The following is a 17,810-nucleotide window of genomic DNA, read 5'->3' as shown; positions in this document are numbered from 1 at the left end:
CTCAGCGGAAAGGCATGGCGTAGAGCAGCCCGCCGCGCGTCCACTGGTCGTTCAGCCCGCGGTCCATGGCGAAGACGGAGCCGCGGCCGAGGTTGCGCTCGAAGATTTCGCCGTAGTTGCCCACCCCCGCGATCACCCGCGCGATCCAGTCGTCCGCGAGGCCGAGCGGGGCGCCGAAGCCCGGCTCCAGCCCCACGAAGCGGCGGATGCTCAGGTCGGTCCGCGTGAGGAACTCCGGCAGGTTGCGCGAGGTCATGCCATAGCCCTCGGCCTGGATCAGCGCCTGCGCCGTCCAGAAGACGATGGCGCGCCAGTTCTCGTCGCCGGCGCGCACCCAGGGGGCCAGCGGCTCCTGCGAGATCACCTCGGGCAGCACCGCCCAGTTGTCCGGGTCGGGGAAGTCGGTGACGCGGCGGATGTTGAGCGCGCCCTGGTCGGCCACGAAGGCGTGGCATTGCCCGGCGCGCATCGCGGCCACCGCGGCGGCGGGCGTGTCGAAGCGGCGCTCCGTCCAGGTCAGGGCGTGGCGCGCGGCGAAGACGTCGAGGGCGGCGTCCGTCGCGCCGCCTTCGGCGCCGGCGAAGCAGACGGTGCGCCCGCCCAGTTCGCGCGGGCTCGTCACGTTCAGCGCCTTGGCGACCAGGAAGCCCGCGCCGTCGAAGAAGATCACCGGGCCGGGCACCACGGGGCGCTGCCCGTCGCGCGTGATGGTCACGGTGGTGTTGCGCGCCAGCACGTCGATCCGGCGGGCCTGCAGCGCATCGAGCCCCGCCTCGGGCGTGGCCTGGGGCAGGAAGCGCACACGCTCGGGGCTGCCCAGCGCCGCGGCGGCGACGGCGCGGCAGAAATCCGCATCCAGCCCGCGCATCGCGCCCTGCGGGTCCGGCGCGGAGAAGCCGGCGAGCCCCCCGTTCACGCCGCAGAGCAGCTCGCCGCGCGCGCGCACCTCGCTCAGCGTCGGCGTGGCGGGGCCTTGGGCGAGCGCGGGCCCCGCGGCGAGCAGGGAACAGGCGAGAGCGGCAATCCAGCGGCGCATGGAGGCCTTCCTTGTGATGCGGCGAGGGAGCATGGCGTCAGCAGCCCGAGGCCACGACGCGGCACTGCACGCCCGGCCCCTCGGCCCGGCGGCACTGCTCGAGGGCCTGGGCCTCGGCCGCCTGCTGCGTGGCGCCCTGGCCCGTGGTGGCGAGGTTCAGCACCTGGGTGGAGATGTCGGAGGTCATGACCATCGCGCTCGGGTGGCGGCTGATGGCGAAGGCGATGGCGCCGCAGCGGTTCACCAGCTCGCCATGGAACTTGCACGGCACGCGCCCGGCCATCTGCTGACAGGCGCGCACCGCGCGCATGTTCACCTCCAGCCTGTCCTGCGTGCCGTTGGCGAAGCCGAAGGCGGCGGTCGGGTTGTCGGTGAAGTACATGGCGCCGAAGCGCGAGTCGGGCGGCAGCGCCTCGGCCGCCTGCTGACCCACCTGCATGCCCGTGCCGCCCGTGCAGCGCTGCACGCATTGGCCCTGGGCGGCCTGGGGCTGGCTCTGGCAGGCCACGCGGCAATTGGCCTCGGACCCGCCCGCCGCCGCCTGCGCCTGGCCGGCCGCGCCGATGGGCTGGAAGCAGGGCCCCGCGCGCAGCCCCTGCCCGGCCGCGCCACAGGCGAGATAGACCACGCCCGCGAAGCGCTCGGCCACGATCGTCGCGCGGTAGCTGGGGCCATCGGCGCAGCGCAGATCCCAATAGGCGTTGCGCTGCGCATCGAAGCCGGCGTGGAAGGCCAGCACCACGTTGCTGCACGGGATGCCGCCCGCGCGCAGCCCCTGCAGCAGCGCCTGGCGCCGCTCGGCGTCGCTGCGGGCGCTCAGCGCGTCATGGGTGGGGTTGCCGGTCTGGGCGCGGCCGGGCCCGGCCAGCGGCGCCAGCACGCCGAGGAGGCCGCACAGCGTGAGGACCCCTCGCAGGACGAAGCGCCTCGTCATCCCACGCCTCCCACATTTCCTGGCATGAGTATGAGGCCGGCCGGTCGGCGCATCAACCGGCTTTCTTGCCGCCAGGCAAACCGCTAATCACCGTCACGGAGATGACCTTTCCCGGAGGGAACGCCATGAACCGTCGCCTGATCCTGGGCGCCGCCGCCGCCTCGGCGCCCGCGGTGCTCGCAGCACCCGCGCTCGCCCAGTCCAACCCCGAGGTGCGCTGGCGCTTCCAGTCCAGCTTCCCGCGCAACCTCGACGTGCTCTACGGCACGGCCGAGCGCATCGCCGCGCGCGTGGCGGCGCTGACGGAGAACCGCTTCCGCATCTCCGTCTTCCCCGCGGGCGAGATCGTGCCCGCGCTGCAGGTGCTGGACGCGGTGCAGGCCGGCACCATCGAGGCGGGGCACACGGCGGCCTACTGGTACATCGGCAAGGAGCCGGGCCTCGCCTTCTTCACCGCCATCCCCTTCGGCCTCAACACCCGGCAGATGACGGCCTGGATGCGCCATGGCGGCGGCCAGCAGCTCGCCGACCAGCTCTTCGCCGACTACAACATCGCCATGCTGCCGGCCGGCGACACGGGCGCGCAGATGGGCGGCTGGTTCCGCAACGAAATCCGCACCCAGCAGGACGTGCAGGGGCTGAAGTTCCGCATCTCCGGCCTGGCGGGCCAGGTGTTCCAGCGCATGGGCGCCGCGCCCACCCTCGTCGCGCCCGCCGACATCTACCCGGCGCTGGAGCGCGGCACCATCGACGCGACCGAGTTCGTCGGCCCGCATGACGACGAGCGCCTGGGCTTCTTCCGCGTGGCGCGCTTCTACTACGCGCCGGGCTTCTTCGAGCCCTCCGCGCGGCTCAGCTTCATGGCCAACCGCCGCGCCATGGAGGCCCTGCCCGCGCAGTACCGCGAGGCGCTCTCCATCGCCTGCGCCGAGGCGGACAGCGAGATGGTCAGCCGCTACGACCACCTGAACCCCATCGCGCTGCGGCGCCTGGTGGCGGCGGGCGCGCAGCTCCGCTTCTACTCGCGCGACATCCTGCAGCTCGCCTGGCGCTCGAACGAGGCGCTGATGGCCGATCTCGCGGGGCAGAACGCGCGCTTCCGCACCATCTGGGAGAGCTACCGCCCCTATCGCAGCGAGCTGTTCCAGTGGTTCCGCGTGGCGGAGAACAGCTTCGACAACTTCGCCTTCGCCGCCGCCGCAGCGGGCTGACCGGGAGAGGGGGGCGAAAGCCCCCCTTTCTTCTTCTAGCGGAACATCGCGCGGATCGCCGCGTGGTCCACCTCCTCCAGGGTGGGCGGGCTCCAGCGCGGGCTGCCGTCCTTGTCCACCAGGACGCTGCGCACGCCCTCGCGGAAATCCGGATGGTCGTGCACCACGACGCGGGTGAGCTTCAGCTCCTCATCGAGGCAGCCGCGCAGGTCGAGCGCCGCGCCGCGCTTGAGCAGCTCGAGCGAGACGCAGAGGCTGGTGGGCGACATGCGGCGCAGCACCTTCACCTGCTCGGCCGCCCAGTCGCTGCCCTCGCGCTCCAGCGCCGCGATGATGTCGAGCACCGAGGGCTGGCTGAAGCAGCGGTCGATCGCCGCGCGGTGCGGCGCGAAGGAAGGCTCGGGCGGGGGCTCGGCGAAGCCCTCCACCACCGCCGCATCGCCCGTCTCGACCAGCGCGGCGCGCAGCGCCGGCAGCCTCTCGCGCGGGACGTAATGGGTGGCGAGGCCCGCATGCACGCAATCCCCGCCCTTCAGCCGCGCGCCCGTCAAGGCCAGCCAGTTCCCCAGCGCCCCCGGCAGCCGCGGCAGCACATGCGAGGTGCCGACATCGGGGAAGAGCGCGATGGCCGTCTCGGGCATGGCGAGCAGCGCGTGCTCGCTCACCACGCGCGGGCCGTTGTGGATGGCGAGCCCGATGCCCCCGCCCATGCAGATGCCGTCGATCAGCGAGACCCAGGGCTTGCCGAAGCGCGCGATGCCCTCGTTCACCGCGTATTCCTCGGCGAAGAAGGCCTCGACCGCCGCGCGATCCCCGGCGATGGCGGCCTCGCGCACCGCGCGCACGTCGCCGCCGGCGCAGAAGGCCTTGCCGCCCGCACCCTCGAGGATGACCAGCTTCACCTCCGGGTTGTTGCGCCACTGGCCGATGGCGTGCGCGAAATCGCGGATCATCGCGAGGTCGAGCGCGTTCAGCGCCTTCGGCCGGTTCATCAGGATGGTGCCGGCATGGCCCTCCCGCGCGAGGATCAGGCTCGGTTCGCTCATGGGCTTCCTCCGTCTTGCCGGGGCGGCGGTAGCCCGCGCCCCCCGCCCTGTCCAGAAGCCTTGCGGAACGGCCGGGGCTTCATCAGCTTAACGGCCGGAAACACCCGCACGGGAGAGAGCCCATGTCCCTGCTTCATCGCCGCGCCCTGCTGCTGGGCGGCGGCGCCGCCCTCGCCGCCGGCCTCGCGCGCCCCGCCGCCGCCCAGGCGCCCTCGGGCCCGCACAGCCTGCCCCAGCTTCCCTACGCCTTCGACGCCAACGAGGCGGCGATCGACGCGCGCACCATGGAAATCCACTGGCGCTTCCACCACGGGGGGCAGGTGAACGGGCTGAACGCCGCCCTGCAGGGCCAGGAGGCCTTCGCGCGCATGCCGCTGGACGAGCTTCTGATGAACCTCTCCCGCGTGCCGGAGAACATCCGCACCGCGGTGCGCAACAACGGCGGCGGCCACGCCAACCACTCCATGTTCTGGGAGATCATGGGCGGCCGGGGCGGCGAGCCGGAGGGCGCGCTGGCGGCCGCCATCGCGCGCGACCTCGGCGGCTCCTTCGGCGAGTTCCGCAACCGCTTCAACGCGGCGAGCATGAGCGTCTTCGGCTCGGGCTGGGCCTTCGTCACCGTCACGCCCGCCGGCACGCTCGCCATCACCACCCGGCCCAACCAGGACAACCCGCTGATGAGCGGCGAGCGCGTGCTGATGGGCAATGACCTGTGGGAGCACGCCTACTACCTGCGCTACCAGAACCGCCGCGCGGAATACGTGGGCAACTGGTGGAACGTGCTGAACTGGACGAAGATCAGCGAGCGCTACGCCGCCGCGATGGGCGGCACGCTGCGGGTCTGACACGCCCCCGGCCGGGCGTGCGCCGCGCGCGCCCGGCCCCCTCCGCCGGGGCCCGCCGCCCGGCTATGATGGCGGCATGGACAGCGCCGCCCCTTCCGTCCGTTACGTCGCCAAGAACATGCGCCTCGATCTCCGCCTCATCGCGGAGATGATCCCCGAGCGCGCACGGGTGCTCGACATCGGCTGTGGCGACGGGGCGCTGATGGCCCATCTCGCCGCCGAGAAGGGGGTGGACGCGCGCGGCATCGAGATCGACATGCAGGCCGCCACGGAGGCGGTGGCGCAGGGGCTCGCCGTCATCCACGGCGATGCGGACAGCGACCTCGCCTTCTACCCGGACGACGCCTTCGACTATGTGGTGCTCAGCCGCACCCTGCAGGCGGTGGAACGCCCGCGCGAGGTGCTGCGCCAGATGCTGCGCATCGGCCGCCACGCCATCGTCAGCTTCCCCAATTTCGGCCACTGGGAGGTGCGCTGGAAGCTGCTGCTGACCGGCCGCATGCCCGACACCGAGACCTGGGACCGCCCCTGGTACGAGACGCCCAACATCCACCCCTGCACCATCCGCGACTTCTTCGACCTGGCCGACCGCGAGGGCTATGTGATCGAGCGCTGGCTGGCGGTGGACGAGAAGGGGCTGAAGGCGCCCTGGCGGCGCTCCACCTGGCTCGCCAACCTGTTCGGCCAGCAGGCGCTGTTCCAGCTCCGGCGGCGCTGACCGGCAAAAAAAGCCCGGCGACGCAGGCCGCCGGGCAAGTGCTGGGAGGAAACGCTCAAGGGAGACGCCGTCACGGCCCGATGCCGTGACGCCGCTCAATATGCGCGTTCGCGCAGCTTCGCGCCTTGATCCGCCGCAAACCGCAAAACACTTGCGGAAACGGCATGTTGCGGCGTTGGATGGGCCGGTCTGGAGAAGCCGAGGGAGGCAGCAACCATGTCACGTTTGGCGCTCGTCACGGGCGGGCAGCGCGGGATCGGCGCGGCGATCAGCGAGGGGCTGCTGGCGGCGGGGCGGCGCGTGGTGGCGAGCTATGCCGGCAACGACGCGGCCGCCGCCGAGTTCACCGCCCGCACCGGCATCCCCTGCGTGAAGTTCGACGTGTCGGACTTCGACGCCTGCCTCGCCGCGGTGGCGAAGATCGAGGCCGAGCACGGGCCGATCGACATCCTCGTCAACAACGCGGGCATCACGCGCGATGCGATGATGCGCAAGCAGACGCGCGAGATGTGGGACGCGGTGATCGACACCAACCTCGGCTCCTGCTTCAACATGTGCAAGGCCGTCTGGGAGGGGATGATCGAGCGCAAGTTCGGGCGCATCGTGAACATCGGCTCCATCAACGGCCAGGCGGGGCAGCTCGGCCAGGTGAACTACGCCGCCGCCAAGTCCGGCATCCACGGCTTCACCAAGGCGCTGGCGCTGGAGGGCGCGCGCTATTCCATCACCGTCAACGCCGTGGCGCCCGGCTATGTGGACACGGAGATGGTGCGCGCCGTGCCAGCCGATGTGCTGGAGAAGATCGTCGCGCGCATCCCGCGCGGGCGGCTCGGCACCGCGCAGGACATCGCGCGCGGCGTGGTCTTCCTCACCGCGGACGAGGCGGATTTCATCACCGGCAGCACGCTCTCCATCAACGGCGGCCAGCACATGTACTGACACCAGCGGCTGCTGATTTCGACTCCTGAGAAGCCGGGGCGGCCGCTGGGATGAGCCCCTAGCCCCGCACCTGCCCCGTGCCGATCACCCGGTAGCGGAAGGTGCAGAGCTGCTCGAGCCCCACCGGCCCCCGCGCGTGCAGCCGGCCGGTGGCGATGCCGATTTCCGCCCCGAAGCCGAACTCGCCCCCGTCGCAGAACTGGGTGCTGGCGTTCCACATGCCCACCGCCGAGTCGAGCCCGGCGAGGAAGGCCTCGGCCGCCGCCGCGTCCTCGGTGATGATGGCCTCGGTGTGCTCGCTGCCATAGCGGCGGATGTGCGCCAGCGCCGCCTCCACCCCGTCCACCACCGCGATGTTCAGCACCGCGTCCAGCCATTCCGTGGCGAAATCCTGCTCGGTGGCGGCGGGAAGCTCCGGGCAGATGGCGCGGGCGCGCGCATCGGCCCGGAAGGCGCAGCCCCTGGCCGCCAGATCCTGCACCAGAAGGGGCAGCAGGGCGGGGGCGATGGCGGCGTCGATCAGCAGCGTCTCGGTGGCGCCGCAGATGCCGGTGCGGCGCAGCTTCGCGTCCAGCAGCACGCGCCGGGCCATGGCGGGCTCCGCCGCCGCATGGATGTAGGTGTGGCAGAGCCCCTCGGCATGGGCCAGCACGGGCACCCGCGCCTCCTCCATCACCCGCGTCACCAGCCCCTTGCCGCCGCGCGGGATGATGAGGTCTATCCGCCCCGCCGCGCGCAGCATGGCGCCGACGAAGCCGCGATCCTGCGTGGGGGCGAGCTGGATGGCCGCCTCGGGCAGCCCGGCCTCGGCCAGCCCGGCGCGCAGGCAGGCGGCGATGGCGTGGGCCGAGCGCGCGCTCTCGCTGCCGCCGCGCAGCAGCACCGCGCTGCCGGCCTTCAGGCAGAGCGCGCCCGCATCGGCCGTCACGTTCGGGCGGCTCTCGAAGATCATGCCGATCACGCCGAGCGGCTGCGCCACGCGCTGGATCAGCAGCCCGTTGGGCCGCCGCCATTCGCTGAGCAGCCGGCCCACCGGATCCGGCAGGGCGGCGATCTCCTCGAGGCCGCGGGCCATGGCCTCGACGCGCGCCGGGGTCAGCGTCAGCCGATCCTGGAAGGCGGGGGTGAGGCCGGGGGCGGCGGCGAGGTCGGCGGCGTTGGCGGCGAGGATCTCCCCCTCCCGCGCGCGCAGCAGGGCGGCGGCGGCCAGCAGGGCGCCATCCTTCGCGGCGCGCGGGGCGCGGGCCAGCGCCTGGGCGGCGGCGCGGGCGGCGCGGGCGGCCTGCTCCAGCAGGCGGGCGGTGTCCTCGGCGATCACGTTCACGGCGGCGTTCCTCGGTGCGGGGCGGGCGGCGGGATCAGGCGCCGTCCAGCCGGCGCAGCCGCGGCCGCGCCTCGGGGGTGAGGGCCACGCGGTCGCCCACGCGCAGCCGGGGGTCGGCCTCGATGAGCAGGGCGAGGTCGCGCCCCGTGCGCTCCAGCCGCACCAGCACCTCCAGCGCCAGAGGGCCCGCGCCGGAATCCGGCCCGGCGGCGACGCGCAGAAGCTGCGCGGCGAGGCGCTCCCGCGCCGGCTCGGGCGGGGGCAGCGGGCGCAGCGCCAGCACCCGGGCGATCTCCGGCGCGGGCGCCGCCGCCGCCGGGGCGGGCGATTCGGCGAGGCTCTCGCCCGGCGGCGCGGGCGGGGCGCAGGCGAGCAGCAGGGCCGGCAGCAGGGGCAGCAGGGCGCGCATCCACCAAATCCTAAGGCAAAGCCGCCACACCCCCAAGCGCCGCGGCCGCAATTCGGCCGAGTTCGCTTGCTTTGAAGCCGGGGGCGGGCCTAGGGTGCGGGCACGCGCACCGCCCGCCAGGCCGGGGGTGTCGTTGTTGCCGTTCGCGGCCGAGGCCATGGGGGTGGCCCAGGCCACGGCGCGGGCCGGTCCATGCATGGGGCGGCCCGGCGGCAAGCCAGGGGGAGTGTATCGGGGATGTTCCTTCTTCCCATCCCGCGCGCGCGCGGCCTCGCGCCGCTGATCATGGCCGTGCTGGCGCTGGCGCTGCTCTCGGCCTGCGCCCAGGCGCCGCAGCGCGCCGGCGGCACGCCGCAGACCCGCAGCTACGCCCCGCCCGGCCCGCCGCACGACCCCTGGGGCCCCTGGATCCGCGAGGCCTCGCGCCGCTTCGACGTGCCCGAGCGCTGGATCCGCGAGGTGATGCGCCAGGAATCGGGCGGTCGCGCCACCGCCACCTCGCCCGTGGGCGCCATGGGGCTGATGCAGGTGATGCCCGCCACCTATCGCGAGCTGCAGCGCCGCCACGACCTGGGCGACGACCCCTATCACCCCTACGACAACATCATGGCCGGCACCGCCTATATCCGGCAGATGTACGACCTCTACGGCTCGCCCGCCTTCCTCGCCGCCTACAATGCGGGGCCGCGGCGGCTGGAGGACTACCTCTACAACAACCGCGGCCTGCCGGCCGAAACGCGCAACTATGTGGCGCGGGTCGGCCCCGGCGTGATCCGCTCGAGCCCGGTGCGCCGCGCCCCGCCCGAGGTCTATGCGGCAGCGGAAATCCCGCTGAACATCCCGCCCGGCCCGCGCCGGATGGACCGCGCCACCCAGCTCGCCCTCGCCGAGCAGCGCAGCATCCGCGAGCAGAACGCCCGCTTCGCCAGCCCCGCCCCGGCCGACCCCGCGCCCGCGCCCACGCCCACCCGCCTCGCCGTGGCCCCGGCGCCGGCCGCGGGCGGCTCCATCCTGCGCTCGGGCGGGGTGGTGGCGATGGCGCCCATCCCCGACGGCTCCACCCCCGAGGGCGCGGCCCGGCTGGCCGAGGCCGCCGCGCGGGCGGAGGGCGCGGCCCCCCTCGCGGGCGGAGAGCTGCTGCCCGATGGGCGGATCATCGTGGCCCGCATGGACCCGATCCCGGACGGCTCCACGCCCGAGGGCGCGGCGCGGCTGGCGGAAGCGGAGGCGCGGGCCTCCGGCCCCGCCCCTGGCGCGCGCGACGTGGCCGGGCTCTCCGAGCGGCGCGACCTGACGGGCCGCCCCGGCGAGCGCGACATCGCAGCGGCACGGCTCGTGCCCGTGGCCCCGCCGCCGGTCGCGGCCCAGCCCGGCGGGCGCGGCCTCGGGATCATCGGCACGGCGCAGGCCGGCACCCTGCCGGCGGGCTTCCGCCCCGCCGCCGCCCCGGCGGGCGGCCAATGGGCCATCCAGGTCGGCGCCTTCGGCTCGCCCGAGCAGGCGCGGCAGGCGGCCCAGGCGGCGGCCAACACCAGCGGCGGCCGCGTGCAGGTGACGCCGGTGCAGGCCGGCCGGGCCACCCTGTTCCGCGCCCGCGTGGTGGGCCTCACCCAATCCGGCGCGCAGCAGGCCTGCCAGCGCACGCGCGGGCCGTGCAACGTGCTCGCGCCGGGCGCCCAGGGCTAGGCCGCCATCAACTACCGCCACGCCTTCCACGCCGGGAACTTCGCGGACTGCGTGAAGCACGCGCTGCTCGTGTGGCTGCTGCGCGCCCTGGTCCGCAAGCCCGCGCCCTTCCGCGTGCTCGACACCCATGCCGGCATCGGCCGCTACGACCTCGCGGGCCCCGAGGCCAGCCGCACCGGCGAGGCCGCGCGCGGCATCGCCCGGCTGATGGACATCACCGAGGGGCCGCTCGCCGACTATGTGGCGCTGGTGCGCGCCGATGGCGGCTATCCCGGCTCGCCCGCGCTGGCCGCCGCCCTGCTCCGCCCGCAGGACCGGCTGGTGCTGGTGGAACTGCACGAGGAGGACCACGCCCGGCTGCGCGCCCTGTTCCGCGCCGACCCGCGCGTGGCCGTGCACCGGCGCGACGCCTGGGAGGCGGTGCGCGCCCTCACCCCCTTCCCCGAGAAGCGCGGCCTGGTGCTGATCGACCCGCCCTTCGAGCAGCCCGGCGAATACGAGCGCATGACGGCCGCCATCGCCGAGGTGAACCGCCGCGCGCGCGGGCTGGTGCAGGCCGCCTGGTATCCGGTGAAGGGCCGCGCCCCGGTGCGCGCCTTCCACGCCGCGCTGCGCGATTCCGGCCTGCGCGACATCCTGGCCGCCGAGCTGCATCTGCGCGAGCCGACGGACGCGGCGCGGCTGAACGGCTGCGGCCTCATCGTCGTGAACCCGCCCTTCGGCTTCGAGGCGGCGGCGCGCGACATCCTGGCCGCGCTGCTGGAACGCCTCTCCGAGGGCGAAGCCGGCGCGGGCTGGGCGCTGACGCGGCTGGCCGATGAGTGACCTGGCGGTTCTGGGCGCGGGGGCCTGGGGCACCGCGCTTGCCATCCATGCCGCCCGGGCGGGGCGGCGCGTCACGCTCTGGGCGCGCGACCCGGCGCTGGCGGCGGAGATGCGCGCGGCCGGCGAGAACCGCCGCCGCCTGCCCGGCGCGCCCTTCCCGCCGGGCCTCGCCGTGACCAGCCGCGCGGAGGAGGCGCTGGCCGCGCCGCTCGCGCTGGTCGCCCTGCCCATGCAGCCGCTGCGCGCCGTGCTGGCCACCCTGCCCGCCGCCCTGCCGCCCGTGATCCTCGCCTGCAAGGGGCTGGAGGCCGACACGGCCCTGCTGCCGCTGGAGGTGCTGGCCGAGGCGCGGCCGGGCCTGCCCGCCGGGGTGCTCTCCGGCCCCAATTTCGCGCATGAGGTGGCGGCCGGGCTGCCGGCGGCCAGCGTGGTGGCGAGCGCCGACGCCGCCCTCTGCGCCGCCGCGCAATCCCTGCTCTCCGGCCCCGCTTTGCGCCTTTACGCGAGCGAGGACGTGACGGGCGTGCAGCTCGGCGGCGCGGCGAAGAATGTGCTGGCCATCGCCGCCGGGGTGGCGATGGGCGCGGGGCTGGGCGAGAACGCCCGCGCCGCGCTGGTTACGCGCGGGCTGGCGGAGCTCTCGCGCCTCGTGGTCGGGCTGGGCGGGCGGGCGGAGACGGCGGCCGGGCTCTCGGGCCTGGGCGATCTGCTGCTGACGGCGACGGGGCCGGGCAGCCGCAACACCTCGCTCGGCCTCGCCCTCGGCCGGGGCGAGCGGCTCGCCGACATCCTGGCCGGCCGCAGCGCGGTGACCGAGGGCGTGACCACCGCCGCGCCGCTGCTGCGCCGGGCGGCGGCGGCGGGGGTGGAGCTGCCCGTCTGCGCCGCCGTCGCCGCGCTGCTGGAGGGGCGGCTGGACGTGCCCGGCGCGGTGCGGGCGCTGCTCGAGCGCCCGCTCCGGCGCGAGTGATCAGCCCGCCTCGGCCGCGGCCAGCCTCTCGCGCAGCGCGTGCCAGCGCGGGTCCACCGCGCCGCCGGTGGATTCCCAGCCCGAGAGCTCGAGCCGCGCGCGGATGAGGTTGCCCGCGGCCAGCGCCGCCTCGGTGCGGAGCACCCGGCTCTCCCAATGCGTGACGGTGCTGCGCGTCAGGTCGTCCACCAGGCGCAGCCGGGCGGCGGCGTCCTCCTCGCCCTCCAGATACTGCGCGGCGATCTCGGGCGTGGGGCCGGCCTCCCAGGCGCGGGCGAGGGCGGCGCGGTCGGGCGCGGGGGCGGCGAGGCGCTCGGCCGGGGCCTCCTCGGCGGCGGCGACCTCGGCGGCGAGGCGCGCGGCGGCCTCGGCGTCGCCCTTGGCCTCGGCCAGCCGGCGCAGCCCTTCAAGGCCGAGGGGGCGCGCCTCGGGCAGCGCGGCCAGGGCCTCATAGGCGCGGGTGGCGGCGGCCTCGTCCCCGGCGGCGCGGGCGGCCTCGGCCTCCAGGTGCAGGGCGAGCGGGCTCTCGCCGGCATGGCGGCGGGCGCGGGCGGCCTCCTCCCGCGCCGCGGCGGCGTCGCCGGCGGCGAGCGCCACCAGGGCGCGGGTCATGGCGAGTTCGGCCATGGCGCGCTCATCCAGCGCCACGCGCAGCTTGCGCCGCTCCGGTGCGGTGACGAACCAGCCATAGAGCCGCAGACCCAGGTGGAAGAGCAGGAAGGCCACCGCCCCCAACCCCACCGCGGCGGCCAGGGAGAGGCCGATCCAGTACTCCCCCGTGCGGATTTCGACATAGCCCGAGAGGCCGAACACCCAGGCGGCGAAGGCCGCGGCGACGGCCAGCGCGATGCCGGCGTTGATCAGCGCGCGCATCGGGTTCAGCTCCCCGCCAGCTCGCGCAGCGCGGCGCGGGCGGCGGCGAGCGCCTCGGCCTGGCTGGTCCAGGCCGCGAAGGCGGCGCGGTGCGCCTCCGGCAGTTCGCGGAGCTGGGCCAGCGCGGCGGCGAGGTCCCCGGCTTCCAGGGCGCGGCGGGCGCGCTCCAGCGTGGCCTCGGCGGCGTCGCCCCAGAGCACCTGATCGCCCCGGCGGATGGTGAAGAGGCTGCCGAGCCCGGCCGGGCGCGCCTCGGCGGCGCGGGCGCGGGCCTCGCGCAGCGCCGCCTCGAAGGCGAGGCGCAGCGCCGCCTCGGTGGGCGCCCCCGCGTCGCGGAAGCGGGCGAGGGCGGCCGGCGGTTCAGCGCCCAGGCGGGCGAGGGCGGGGGCGAGCGGCGCGCCCGCCTCTAGCCGGCCGCGCAGCGCCTCCAGCGCGGCAAGGCGCTCGGTGCGCGCCTCGGCGGCGGAGAGGCGCTGGGTGAGGGCCGCCAGCTCGCTCTGGCGCTGGGCGGCGGCGCGCTCGGCAGCCTCCAGGCGGGACTGCAGCGCCGCAACGACCTCGGGCGGCACGCCGGGCGCCGGGGCAGGCGCGGCGGGGGCGGGCGCCGTGGCCGGGGCCGGGGTCGCGGGCTGGGCGGGCGCGGCCGGGGCCGCCGGGGCCGCGACCACGGGGGCGGGCGCGGGCGGGGCTTCGCCGCGCATCATGGAGAGCCCGGTGCCCACGAGCACCACCCCCGCCACGCCGATGGCGAGCCAGGCGGGGTCGAAGGGAAGCTTGTCCAGCGCGTTCTCGCTCATGGGGTGTCCAGCAACTCCAGCAGATGGTCCTGATCCGGGCGCGGCGCGACGCGGATCGCCTTCCAGGGCAGTTCCGCCAGCACGGCGGCCACACGTGGGCTGATCGCGAGCGCGGTCATTCCCCGCGCCTGCCCGCCGAGCCCTGCCTCGCGGATGAGGCGGACGCTACACGCCGCGCTGCGCGGAGAAAAGAACAGCGCATGTGACGTTTCCGATCCCTGAAGCGCGGCGCGGGCGGCGGGCGGCAGCGCCTCGGCCTCGCGCGCCGCATAGACCACGCGGCGGATCACGCGGAACCCGGCAGCCCGCAGCCGCGCCGCGAGCTCCAGCGAATAGCCCTGCCCCACCGCCAGCAGCAGCGGCCCGGCCGCGGGGTCGAGCCGCGCGGCGCAATGCGCCGCGAGCGAGGCGCCATCGCCCCCCGCCGCCTCCACCTGGGCGAAGCCCTGGGCGCGGGCGGCCTCGGCGGTGCCCGGACCCACGGCGAGGACGGGCAGCGGCAGGGGCGGCAGGGCCCGCGCGGCGGCGCGGCTGGGCAGGAGCAGGGCCTGGGCGCGGGGCGGCGGGGCGAAGGGCCGCGGGGCGAGGATGAGCGCCGGCGCGAGCACCGCCCCCCAGCCCATGGCCGCGAGCCGTGCGGCGGTTTCCTGCGCGCCCGGCTCCGGCCGCGTCACCAGCACGGCGCCGCGGGAGGGGCCCCGGGGGGGCATGGGCTCAACCCAGCGGCCGCTGGTATGCCTTTGTTTTGGCGCGCAGCCGCCACACCAGCCCTGCGCGGGATACGGTCGGCATGTCATGCCGACCGTATCAGCCGAAGATGTCGGCGGGGCTGTCGGCACGCAGCTCCTCGCCCAGCGCCTGGCCGATGCGCGCCGCCTCCGCGGCCGGGCCGCGCAGCTCCCGCCGCAGCAGGAAGCTGCCATCGGCCCGGGCGACGAGGCCGGTGAGGTGCAGCTCGCCCCCCGGCAGCAGCCGCGCATGGCCGCCGATCGGCGTGCGGCAGGAGCCGTCGAGCGCCGCGAGCAGCGCGCGCTCGGCCTTGGAGACGGCGGCCGCCGCGCGGTCCTCGATACCGGAGAGGAGTTCGAGCAGCTCCACGTCATCCGCCCGCACGGTGATGCCGACGATGCCCTGGCAGGCGGCGGGCAGCATGGTCTCGGGCTCCAGCACCAGGGCGGCCTGCGCCTCCAGCCCGAGCCGCTTGAGCCCCGCGAGCGCGAGCAGGCTGCCCGCCACCTCGCCCCCGGCCACCTTGGCCAGGCGCGTCTGCACATTGCCGCGCAGGTTCACCACCCTCAGATCGGGCCGCACGGCGAGAAGCTGCGCCTGCCGCCGCAGCGAGGCCGTGCCGATCACCGCCCCGCGCGGCAGGCAGGCATAGGGGTTGGCCTGATCGGGCGCGCCGCAGCCGGGGCCGAGGATCAGCGCGTCCCGCGCATCCTCGCGCGCCAGGGTGCAGGCCAGCACGATGCCGGGGGGAAGCTCCGTCTCCAGATCCTTCAGCGAATGGACGGCGAAATCCACCCGGCCATCGAGCAGCGCCTCGTGGATTTCCTTGGCGAACAGGCCCTTGCCGCCGATCTCGGCCAGCCGGCGGTCCTGGATGGCGTCGCCGGAGGTGGTGATGGCGTGCTCCTCGAAGGCCTTCATGCCGAGCAGCACGGGGCAGAACGTCGTCAGCAGCGAGAGGAAATGCCGCGTCTGCCACAGCGCGAGCGGCGAGCCGCGCGTGCCGACGCGCAGCGGAAGGGAGCGCATCCGGCCATGGGCGGGCCGCGCGGGGGTGGCGGTGGCGGAGGACATTGGCGCGTCATATAGGCGGGATGCGATGAACGAAACCCAAGCCCCCGCATGCCCGATGCGCCGGCCATGCTGAAACCCGTCCTGGGCATCGAGTCGAGCTGCGACGAGACGGCGGCGGCCGTGCTCGACGGCGCGGGCCGGGTGCTGGCCGAGGCCGTCTTCACCCAGCAGGCCGAGCACGCGCGCTTCGGGGGGGTGGTGCCCGAGATCGCCGCCCGCGCCCATCTGCAGCGCCTGCCCGCCCTGGTGGAGCGGGTGCTGGAGGAGGCGGGGCTCGGCCTTGGGGATCTGGCCGGGGTGGCGGCCACGGCGGGGCCGGGGCTGATCGGCGGGCTCATCGTGGGCGCGAGCATGGCCAAGGGGCTGGCGCTGGGCGCGGGGCTGCCCTTCCTGGCGGTGAACCACCTGGAGGCGCATGCGCTGACCGCGCGGCTGCCGGGGCTGTTCCCCGCGCCGCCGGAGTTTCCCTACCTGCTGCTCCTGCTCTCGGGCGGGCATTGCCAATGCGTGGCGGTGGAGGGGCTCGGCCGCTACCGCCGCCTCGGCACTACGCTGGACGACGCGGTGGGCGAGGCCTTCGACAAGGCGGCGAAGCTGATGGGCCTGCCCTGGCCCGGCGGGCCGCATCTGGAGCGGCTGGCGGCCAGGGGCGATGCGCGCGCCCTGGCCCTGCCCCGCCCGCTGCTCGGCCGGCCGGGCTGCGACTTCTCCTTCTCCGGGCTCAAGACGGCGGTGGCCCAGGCGGTGGCCAAGGGGCTGCCCCACGCCGACATCGCCGCCGCCTTCCAGGCCAGCGTGGCCGCGGTGCTGGCCGATCGCGCACGCCACGCCCATGCGATGCTGCCCGAGGCGAAGGCGCTCGTGGTGGCGGGCGGTGTGGCCGCCAACCAGGCGCTGCGCGCCGCGCTGGCCGCCGCCACGCCGCTGCCGCTGCTCGCGCCGCCCCTGCGCCTGTGCACCGACAACGCGGTGATGGTGGCCCATGCAGGGCTGTTGCGCCTCGCCGCCGGCGAGCGCCACGGGATGGAGTTCGCCCCGCGCCCGCGCTGGCCGCTCGAGGAGCTGGCGCCGCCCGGATGATGCGGACGCCAGGACCGCCCGCCGGATGAAACCCGCGCCACCTGCCGCTTGCGCGCATTGACCCGCCGCCACCTCGCGGCCAGTTTCGACCGATGCGCGACGCGGCCCTCACCCCCCGGCGGGACTGGCAGATCTGCGGCCTGATCGGCACGGGGCATTTCCTCAGCCACTTCTACATGCTCTGCCTGCCGCCGCTGTTCCTGGCGTGGCGCGAGGAGTTCGGCGTCTCCTTCGCCATGCTCGGCCTCGCGGTCGCGCTGATGAGCGGCGTGACGGCGGCGCTGCAGACGCCGGTGGGCTTCCTGGTGGACCGGCACGGCGCGCGGCCCTTCCTGGTGGGCGGGACGCTGCTGATGGCGCTCTCCATCAGCGCCATGGCCTTCGTGCAGGACTACCGGCTGATCCTGCTGCTCTGCGTGCTCTCGGGCATCGGCAACTCCGTGATCCATCCGGCGGACTACGCGATCCTCGCCGGGTCCGTGCGCAAGGAGTTCATGGGCCGCGCCTTCGCGCTGCACACCTTCACGGGAAATCTCGGCTTCGCGCTGGCGCCGCCGGTGGTGGCGCTGCTGCTGCTGGCGATGGACTGGCGCACGGCGCTGCTGCTGCTCGGGCTGCTCGGCGTGCCGGTGGTGGGGGCGATCCTGTGGCAGTCGCGCGTGTTGAGCGACCAGCCGCGCGCGCGCAAGGAGGACGGCGCGGCGCATGGCGCGAGGCTGCTGCTCTCGCGGCCCATCCTCGCCTTCTTCGCCTTCTTCCTGCTCTCGGCCATGGCGGGCTCGGGCGTCTCGGCCTTCCTCATCACGGTGCTGGGCAAGCTGTGGGACACGCCGGTGGCCGTCGCCTCCATGGCGCTGACGGGCTACATGGCCGGGGCCACGGGCGGCACGCTGGTGGGCGGCTGGTGGGCGGACAAGCGCGGCGGCAACCTGCTCGGCCTGGTGGTGGGGCTGACGGGCGTCTCCATCGCGCTGATCCTCTCGCTCGGCCTGTTTCCCTGGAACGAGTGGCTGCTGCCCTGGGTGGCGCTGCTGGCGGGGCTGTGCCTCGGCGCCTCGCGCACGCCGCGCGACGTGATGCTGAAGGAGGCCTGCCCGCCCGGCGAGGTGGGCAAGGTGTTCGGCTTCGTCAGCGCGGGGCTGCCGCTGGGCTCCGCCGTGATGCCGGTGCCGATGGGGCTGCTGATCGATCTCGGCCAGCCCGGGCTGGTGCTGCCGGTGGTGGCGCTGCTGCTCGCGCTCTCGCTGCTCTGCGCGGGCGCGGCGCGGGGCATGACGGCGCCGGCCGCGGCGCGGGCGCAGCCGGCGGAATAGG

17 protein-coding genes and 1 pseudogene are annotated in these 17,810 nt (G+C 75.2%); 9 read left to right on the top strand and 9 right to left on the bottom strand.

Features of this window, described 5'->3' with window-relative positions; genetic code table 11:
* Window position 1: 1 nt before the first annotated feature.
* Together H596_RS0101780 and H596_RS0101775 are read right to left on the bottom strand one after the other, a co-directional pair.
* Window positions 2-1,036, bottom strand: coding sequence for a transporter substrate-binding domain-containing protein (locus H596_RS0101780; RefSeq protein ID WP_027283432.1), 1,035 nt, complete (start codon window positions 1,034-1,036; stop codon window positions 2-4).
* A 37-nt stretch (window positions 1,037-1,073) separates the two neighbouring features.
* Window positions 1,074-1,970 carry a DUF4189 domain-containing protein gene (locus H596_RS0101775; RefSeq protein WP_027283431.1) on the bottom strand — a complete coding sequence of 299 codons (897 nt, stop codon included), beginning with the start codon at window positions 1,968-1,970 and terminating at the stop codon, window positions 1,074-1,076.
* A 125-nt stretch (window positions 1,971-2,095) separates the two neighbouring features.
* Between H596_RS0101775 and H596_RS0101770 the strand changes: the two genes are divergently transcribed.
* Window positions 2,096-3,181: a TRAP transporter substrate-binding protein gene (locus H596_RS0101770; protein ID WP_027283430.1), complete on the top strand. Its 1,086-nt coding sequence runs from the start codon at window positions 2,096-2,098 to the stop codon at window positions 3,179-3,181.
* A 35-nt stretch (window positions 3,182-3,216) separates the two neighbouring features.
* On the opposite strand, the gene H596_RS0101765 is transcribed toward H596_RS0101770, so the two are convergent.
* Window positions 3,217-4,227 carry an enoyl-CoA hydratase/isomerase family protein gene (locus H596_RS0101765; RefSeq protein WP_027283429.1) on the bottom strand — a complete coding sequence of 337 codons (1,011 nt, stop codon included), beginning with the start codon at window positions 4,225-4,227 and terminating at the stop codon, window positions 3,217-3,219.
* Between the two features lie 122 nt (window positions 4,228-4,349).
* Here H596_RS0101765 and H596_RS0101760 point away from each other — a divergent pair, with 122 nt between their 5' ends.
* The 3 genes from H596_RS0101760 to phbB all read left to right on the top strand — a co-directional run bounded on the left by H596_RS0101760 (window position 4,350) and on the right by phbB (window position 6,729).
* Entirely contained in the window at window positions 4,350-5,072 is a 723-nt protein-coding gene (locus H596_RS0101760; protein WP_027283428.1) for a superoxide dismutase, read from the top strand.
* Window positions 5,073-5,190: 118 nt separating this feature from the next.
* Window positions 5,191-5,790 carry a methionine biosynthesis protein MetW gene (gene metW / locus H596_RS0101755; protein ID WP_027283427.1) on the top strand — a complete coding sequence of 200 codons (600 nt, stop codon included), beginning with the start codon at window positions 5,191-5,193 and terminating at the stop codon, window positions 5,788-5,790.
* 216 nt (window positions 5,791-6,006) lie between these two features.
* Window positions 6,007-6,729, top strand: a complete 723-nt coding sequence (gene phbB, locus H596_RS0101750; RefSeq protein ID WP_027283426.1) for an acetoacetyl-CoA reductase — start codon at window positions 6,007-6,009, stop codon at window positions 6,727-6,729.
* A gap of 58 nt (window positions 6,730-6,787) precedes the next feature.
* On the opposite strand, the pseudogene H596_RS0101745 reads toward phbB, so the two are convergent.
* Together H596_RS0101745 and H596_RS24955 are read right to left on the bottom strand one after the other, a co-directional pair.
* A pseudogene (locus H596_RS0101745) lies at window positions 6,788-8,077 on the bottom strand (glutamate-5-semialdehyde dehydrogenase); the annotation flags it as partial.
* 10 nt (window positions 8,078-8,087) lie between these two features.
* On the bottom strand, window positions 8,088-8,462 hold the full coding sequence (locus tag H596_RS24955; protein ID WP_027283424.1) for a hypothetical protein: 375 nt from the start codon (window positions 8,460-8,462) through the stop codon (window positions 8,088-8,090).
* Window positions 8,463-8,699: 237 nt separating this feature from the next.
* Here H596_RS24955 and H596_RS19630 point away from each other — a divergent pair, with 237 nt between their 5' ends.
* Genes H596_RS19630 through H596_RS0101725 form a run of 3 tightly spaced genes read left to right on the top strand, consistent with a single transcriptional unit; the run spans window position 8,700 to window position 11,943 of the window.
* Window positions 8,700-10,148 (top strand): lytic transglycosylase domain-containing protein, encoded by a 1,449-nt coding sequence (locus H596_RS19630; RefSeq protein WP_051212239.1) that lies wholly within the window; start codon window positions 8,700-8,702, stop codon window positions 10,146-10,148.
* Between the two features lie 6 nt (window positions 10,149-10,154).
* On the top strand, window positions 10,155-10,973 hold the full coding sequence (locus tag H596_RS0101730; protein ID WP_027283423.1) for a 23S rRNA (adenine(2030)-N(6))-methyltransferase RlmJ: 819 nt from the start codon (window positions 10,155-10,157) through the stop codon (window positions 10,971-10,973).
* Window positions 10,966-11,943: an NAD(P)H-dependent glycerol-3-phosphate dehydrogenase gene (locus tag H596_RS0101725; RefSeq protein ID WP_027283422.1), complete on the top strand. Its 978-nt coding sequence runs from the start codon at window positions 10,966-10,968 to the stop codon at window positions 11,941-11,943. The genes H596_RS0101730 and H596_RS0101725 overlap by 8 nt, the downstream gene beginning before the upstream one ends.
* On the opposite strand, the gene H596_RS19625 is transcribed toward H596_RS0101725, so the two are convergent.
* The 4 genes from H596_RS19625 to hemC form a co-directional block, all read right to left on the bottom strand.
* Window positions 11,944-12,816, bottom strand: a complete 873-nt coding sequence (locus H596_RS19625) for a heme biosynthesis HemY N-terminal domain-containing protein (protein WP_027283421.1) — start codon at window positions 12,814-12,816, stop codon at window positions 11,944-11,946. It abuts the gene before it with no gap.
* Window positions 12,817-12,821: 5 nt separating this feature from the next.
* Window positions 12,822-13,613, bottom strand: a complete 792-nt coding sequence (locus H596_RS19620) for a hypothetical protein (protein ID WP_027283420.1) — start codon at window positions 13,611-13,613, stop codon at window positions 12,822-12,824.
* Window positions 13,610-14,323, bottom strand: a complete 714-nt coding sequence (locus H596_RS0101710; protein WP_027283419.1) for a uroporphyrinogen-III synthase — start codon at window positions 14,321-14,323, stop codon at window positions 13,610-13,612. The genes H596_RS19620 and H596_RS0101710 overlap by 4 nt, the downstream gene beginning before the upstream one ends.
* A 97-nt stretch (window positions 14,324-14,420) precedes the next feature.
* The gene (gene hemC, locus H596_RS0101705) at window positions 14,421-15,416 is read right to left on the bottom strand and encodes a hydroxymethylbilane synthase (protein ID WP_084602504.1); all 996 of its coding nucleotides are present in this window, start codon (window positions 15,414-15,416) and stop codon (window positions 14,421-14,423) included.
* A gap of 66 nt (window positions 15,417-15,482) precedes the next feature.
* On the opposite strand from hemC, the gene tsaD reads away from it, so the two are divergent.
* On the top strand, window positions 15,483-16,496 hold the full coding sequence (gene tsaD / locus H596_RS0101700) for a tRNA (adenosine(37)-N6)-threonylcarbamoyltransferase complex transferase subunit TsaD (RefSeq protein ID WP_245583928.1): 1,014 nt from the start codon (window positions 15,483-15,485) through the stop codon (window positions 16,494-16,496).
* Between the two features lie 92 nt (window positions 16,497-16,588).
* Window positions 16,589-17,809 carry an MFS transporter gene (locus H596_RS0101695; RefSeq protein ID WP_037299524.1) on the top strand — a complete coding sequence of 407 codons (1,221 nt, stop codon included), beginning with the start codon at window positions 16,589-16,591 and terminating at the stop codon, window positions 17,807-17,809.
* Window position 17,810 lies beyond the last annotated feature (1 nt).

The organism is Rubritepida flocculans DSM 14296, assembly GCF_000425365.1.
In the GTDB taxonomy this organism is placed as follows: domain Bacteria; phylum Pseudomonadota; class Alphaproteobacteria; order Acetobacterales; family Acetobacteraceae; genus Roseococcus; species Roseococcus flocculans.
This window is presented reverse-complemented; position numbering and strand designations above follow the sequence as displayed.

Coding starts and splice junctions, on each gene's coding strand:
- H596_RS0101780 (WP_027283432.1), bottom strand. CDS start 1,036: ATGCGCCGCTGGATTGCCGCTCTCGCCTGTTCCCTGCTCGCCGCGGGG.
- H596_RS0101775 (WP_027283431.1), bottom strand. CDS start 1,970: ATGACGAGGCGCTTCGTCCTGCGAGGGGTCCTCACGCTGTGCGGCCTC.
- H596_RS0101770 (WP_027283430.1), top strand. CDS start 2,096: ATGAACCGTCGCCTGATCCTGGGCGCCGCCGCCGCCTCGGCGCCCGCG.
- H596_RS0101765 (WP_027283429.1), bottom strand. CDS start 4,227: ATGAGCGAACCGAGCCTGATCCTCGCGCGGGAGGGCCATGCCGGCACC.
- H596_RS0101760 (WP_027283428.1), top strand. CDS start 4,350: ATGTCCCTGCTTCATCGCCGCGCCCTGCTGCTGGGCGGCGGCGCCGCC.
- metW (WP_027283427.1), top strand. CDS start 5,191: ATGCGCCTCGATCTCCGCCTCATCGCGGAGATGATCCCCGAGCGCGCA.
- phbB (WP_027283426.1), top strand. CDS start 6,007: ATGTCACGTTTGGCGCTCGTCACGGGCGGGCAGCGCGGGATCGGCGCG.
- H596_RS24955 (WP_027283424.1), bottom strand. CDS start 8,462: ATGCGCGCCCTGCTGCCCCTGCTGCCGGCCCTGCTGCTCGCCTGCGCC.
- H596_RS19630 (WP_051212239.1), top strand. CDS start 8,700: ATGTTCCTTCTTCCCATCCCGCGCGCGCGCGGCCTCGCGCCGCTGATC.
- H596_RS0101725 (WP_027283422.1), top strand. CDS start 10,966: ATGAGTGACCTGGCGGTTCTGGGCGCGGGGGCCTGGGGCACCGCGCTT.
- H596_RS19625 (WP_027283421.1), bottom strand. CDS start 12,816: ATGCGCGCGCTGATCAACGCCGGCATCGCGCTGGCCGTCGCCGCGGCC.
- H596_RS19620 (WP_027283420.1), bottom strand. CDS start 13,613: ATGAGCGAGAACGCGCTGGACAAGCTTCCCTTCGACCCCGCCTGGCTC.
- H596_RS0101710 (WP_027283419.1), bottom strand. CDS start 14,323: ATGCCCCCCCGGGGCCCCTCCCGCGGCGCCGTGCTGGTGACGCGGCCG.
- hemC (WP_084602504.1), bottom strand. CDS start 15,416: ATGTCCTCCGCCACCGCCACCCCCGCGCGGCCCGCCCATGGCCGGATG.
- tsaD (WP_245583928.1), top strand. CDS start 15,483: ATGCTGAAACCCGTCCTGGGCATCGAGTCGAGCTGCGACGAGACGGCG.
- H596_RS0101695 (WP_037299524.1), top strand. CDS start 16,589: ATGCGCGACGCGGCCCTCACCCCCCGGCGGGACTGGCAGATCTGCGGC.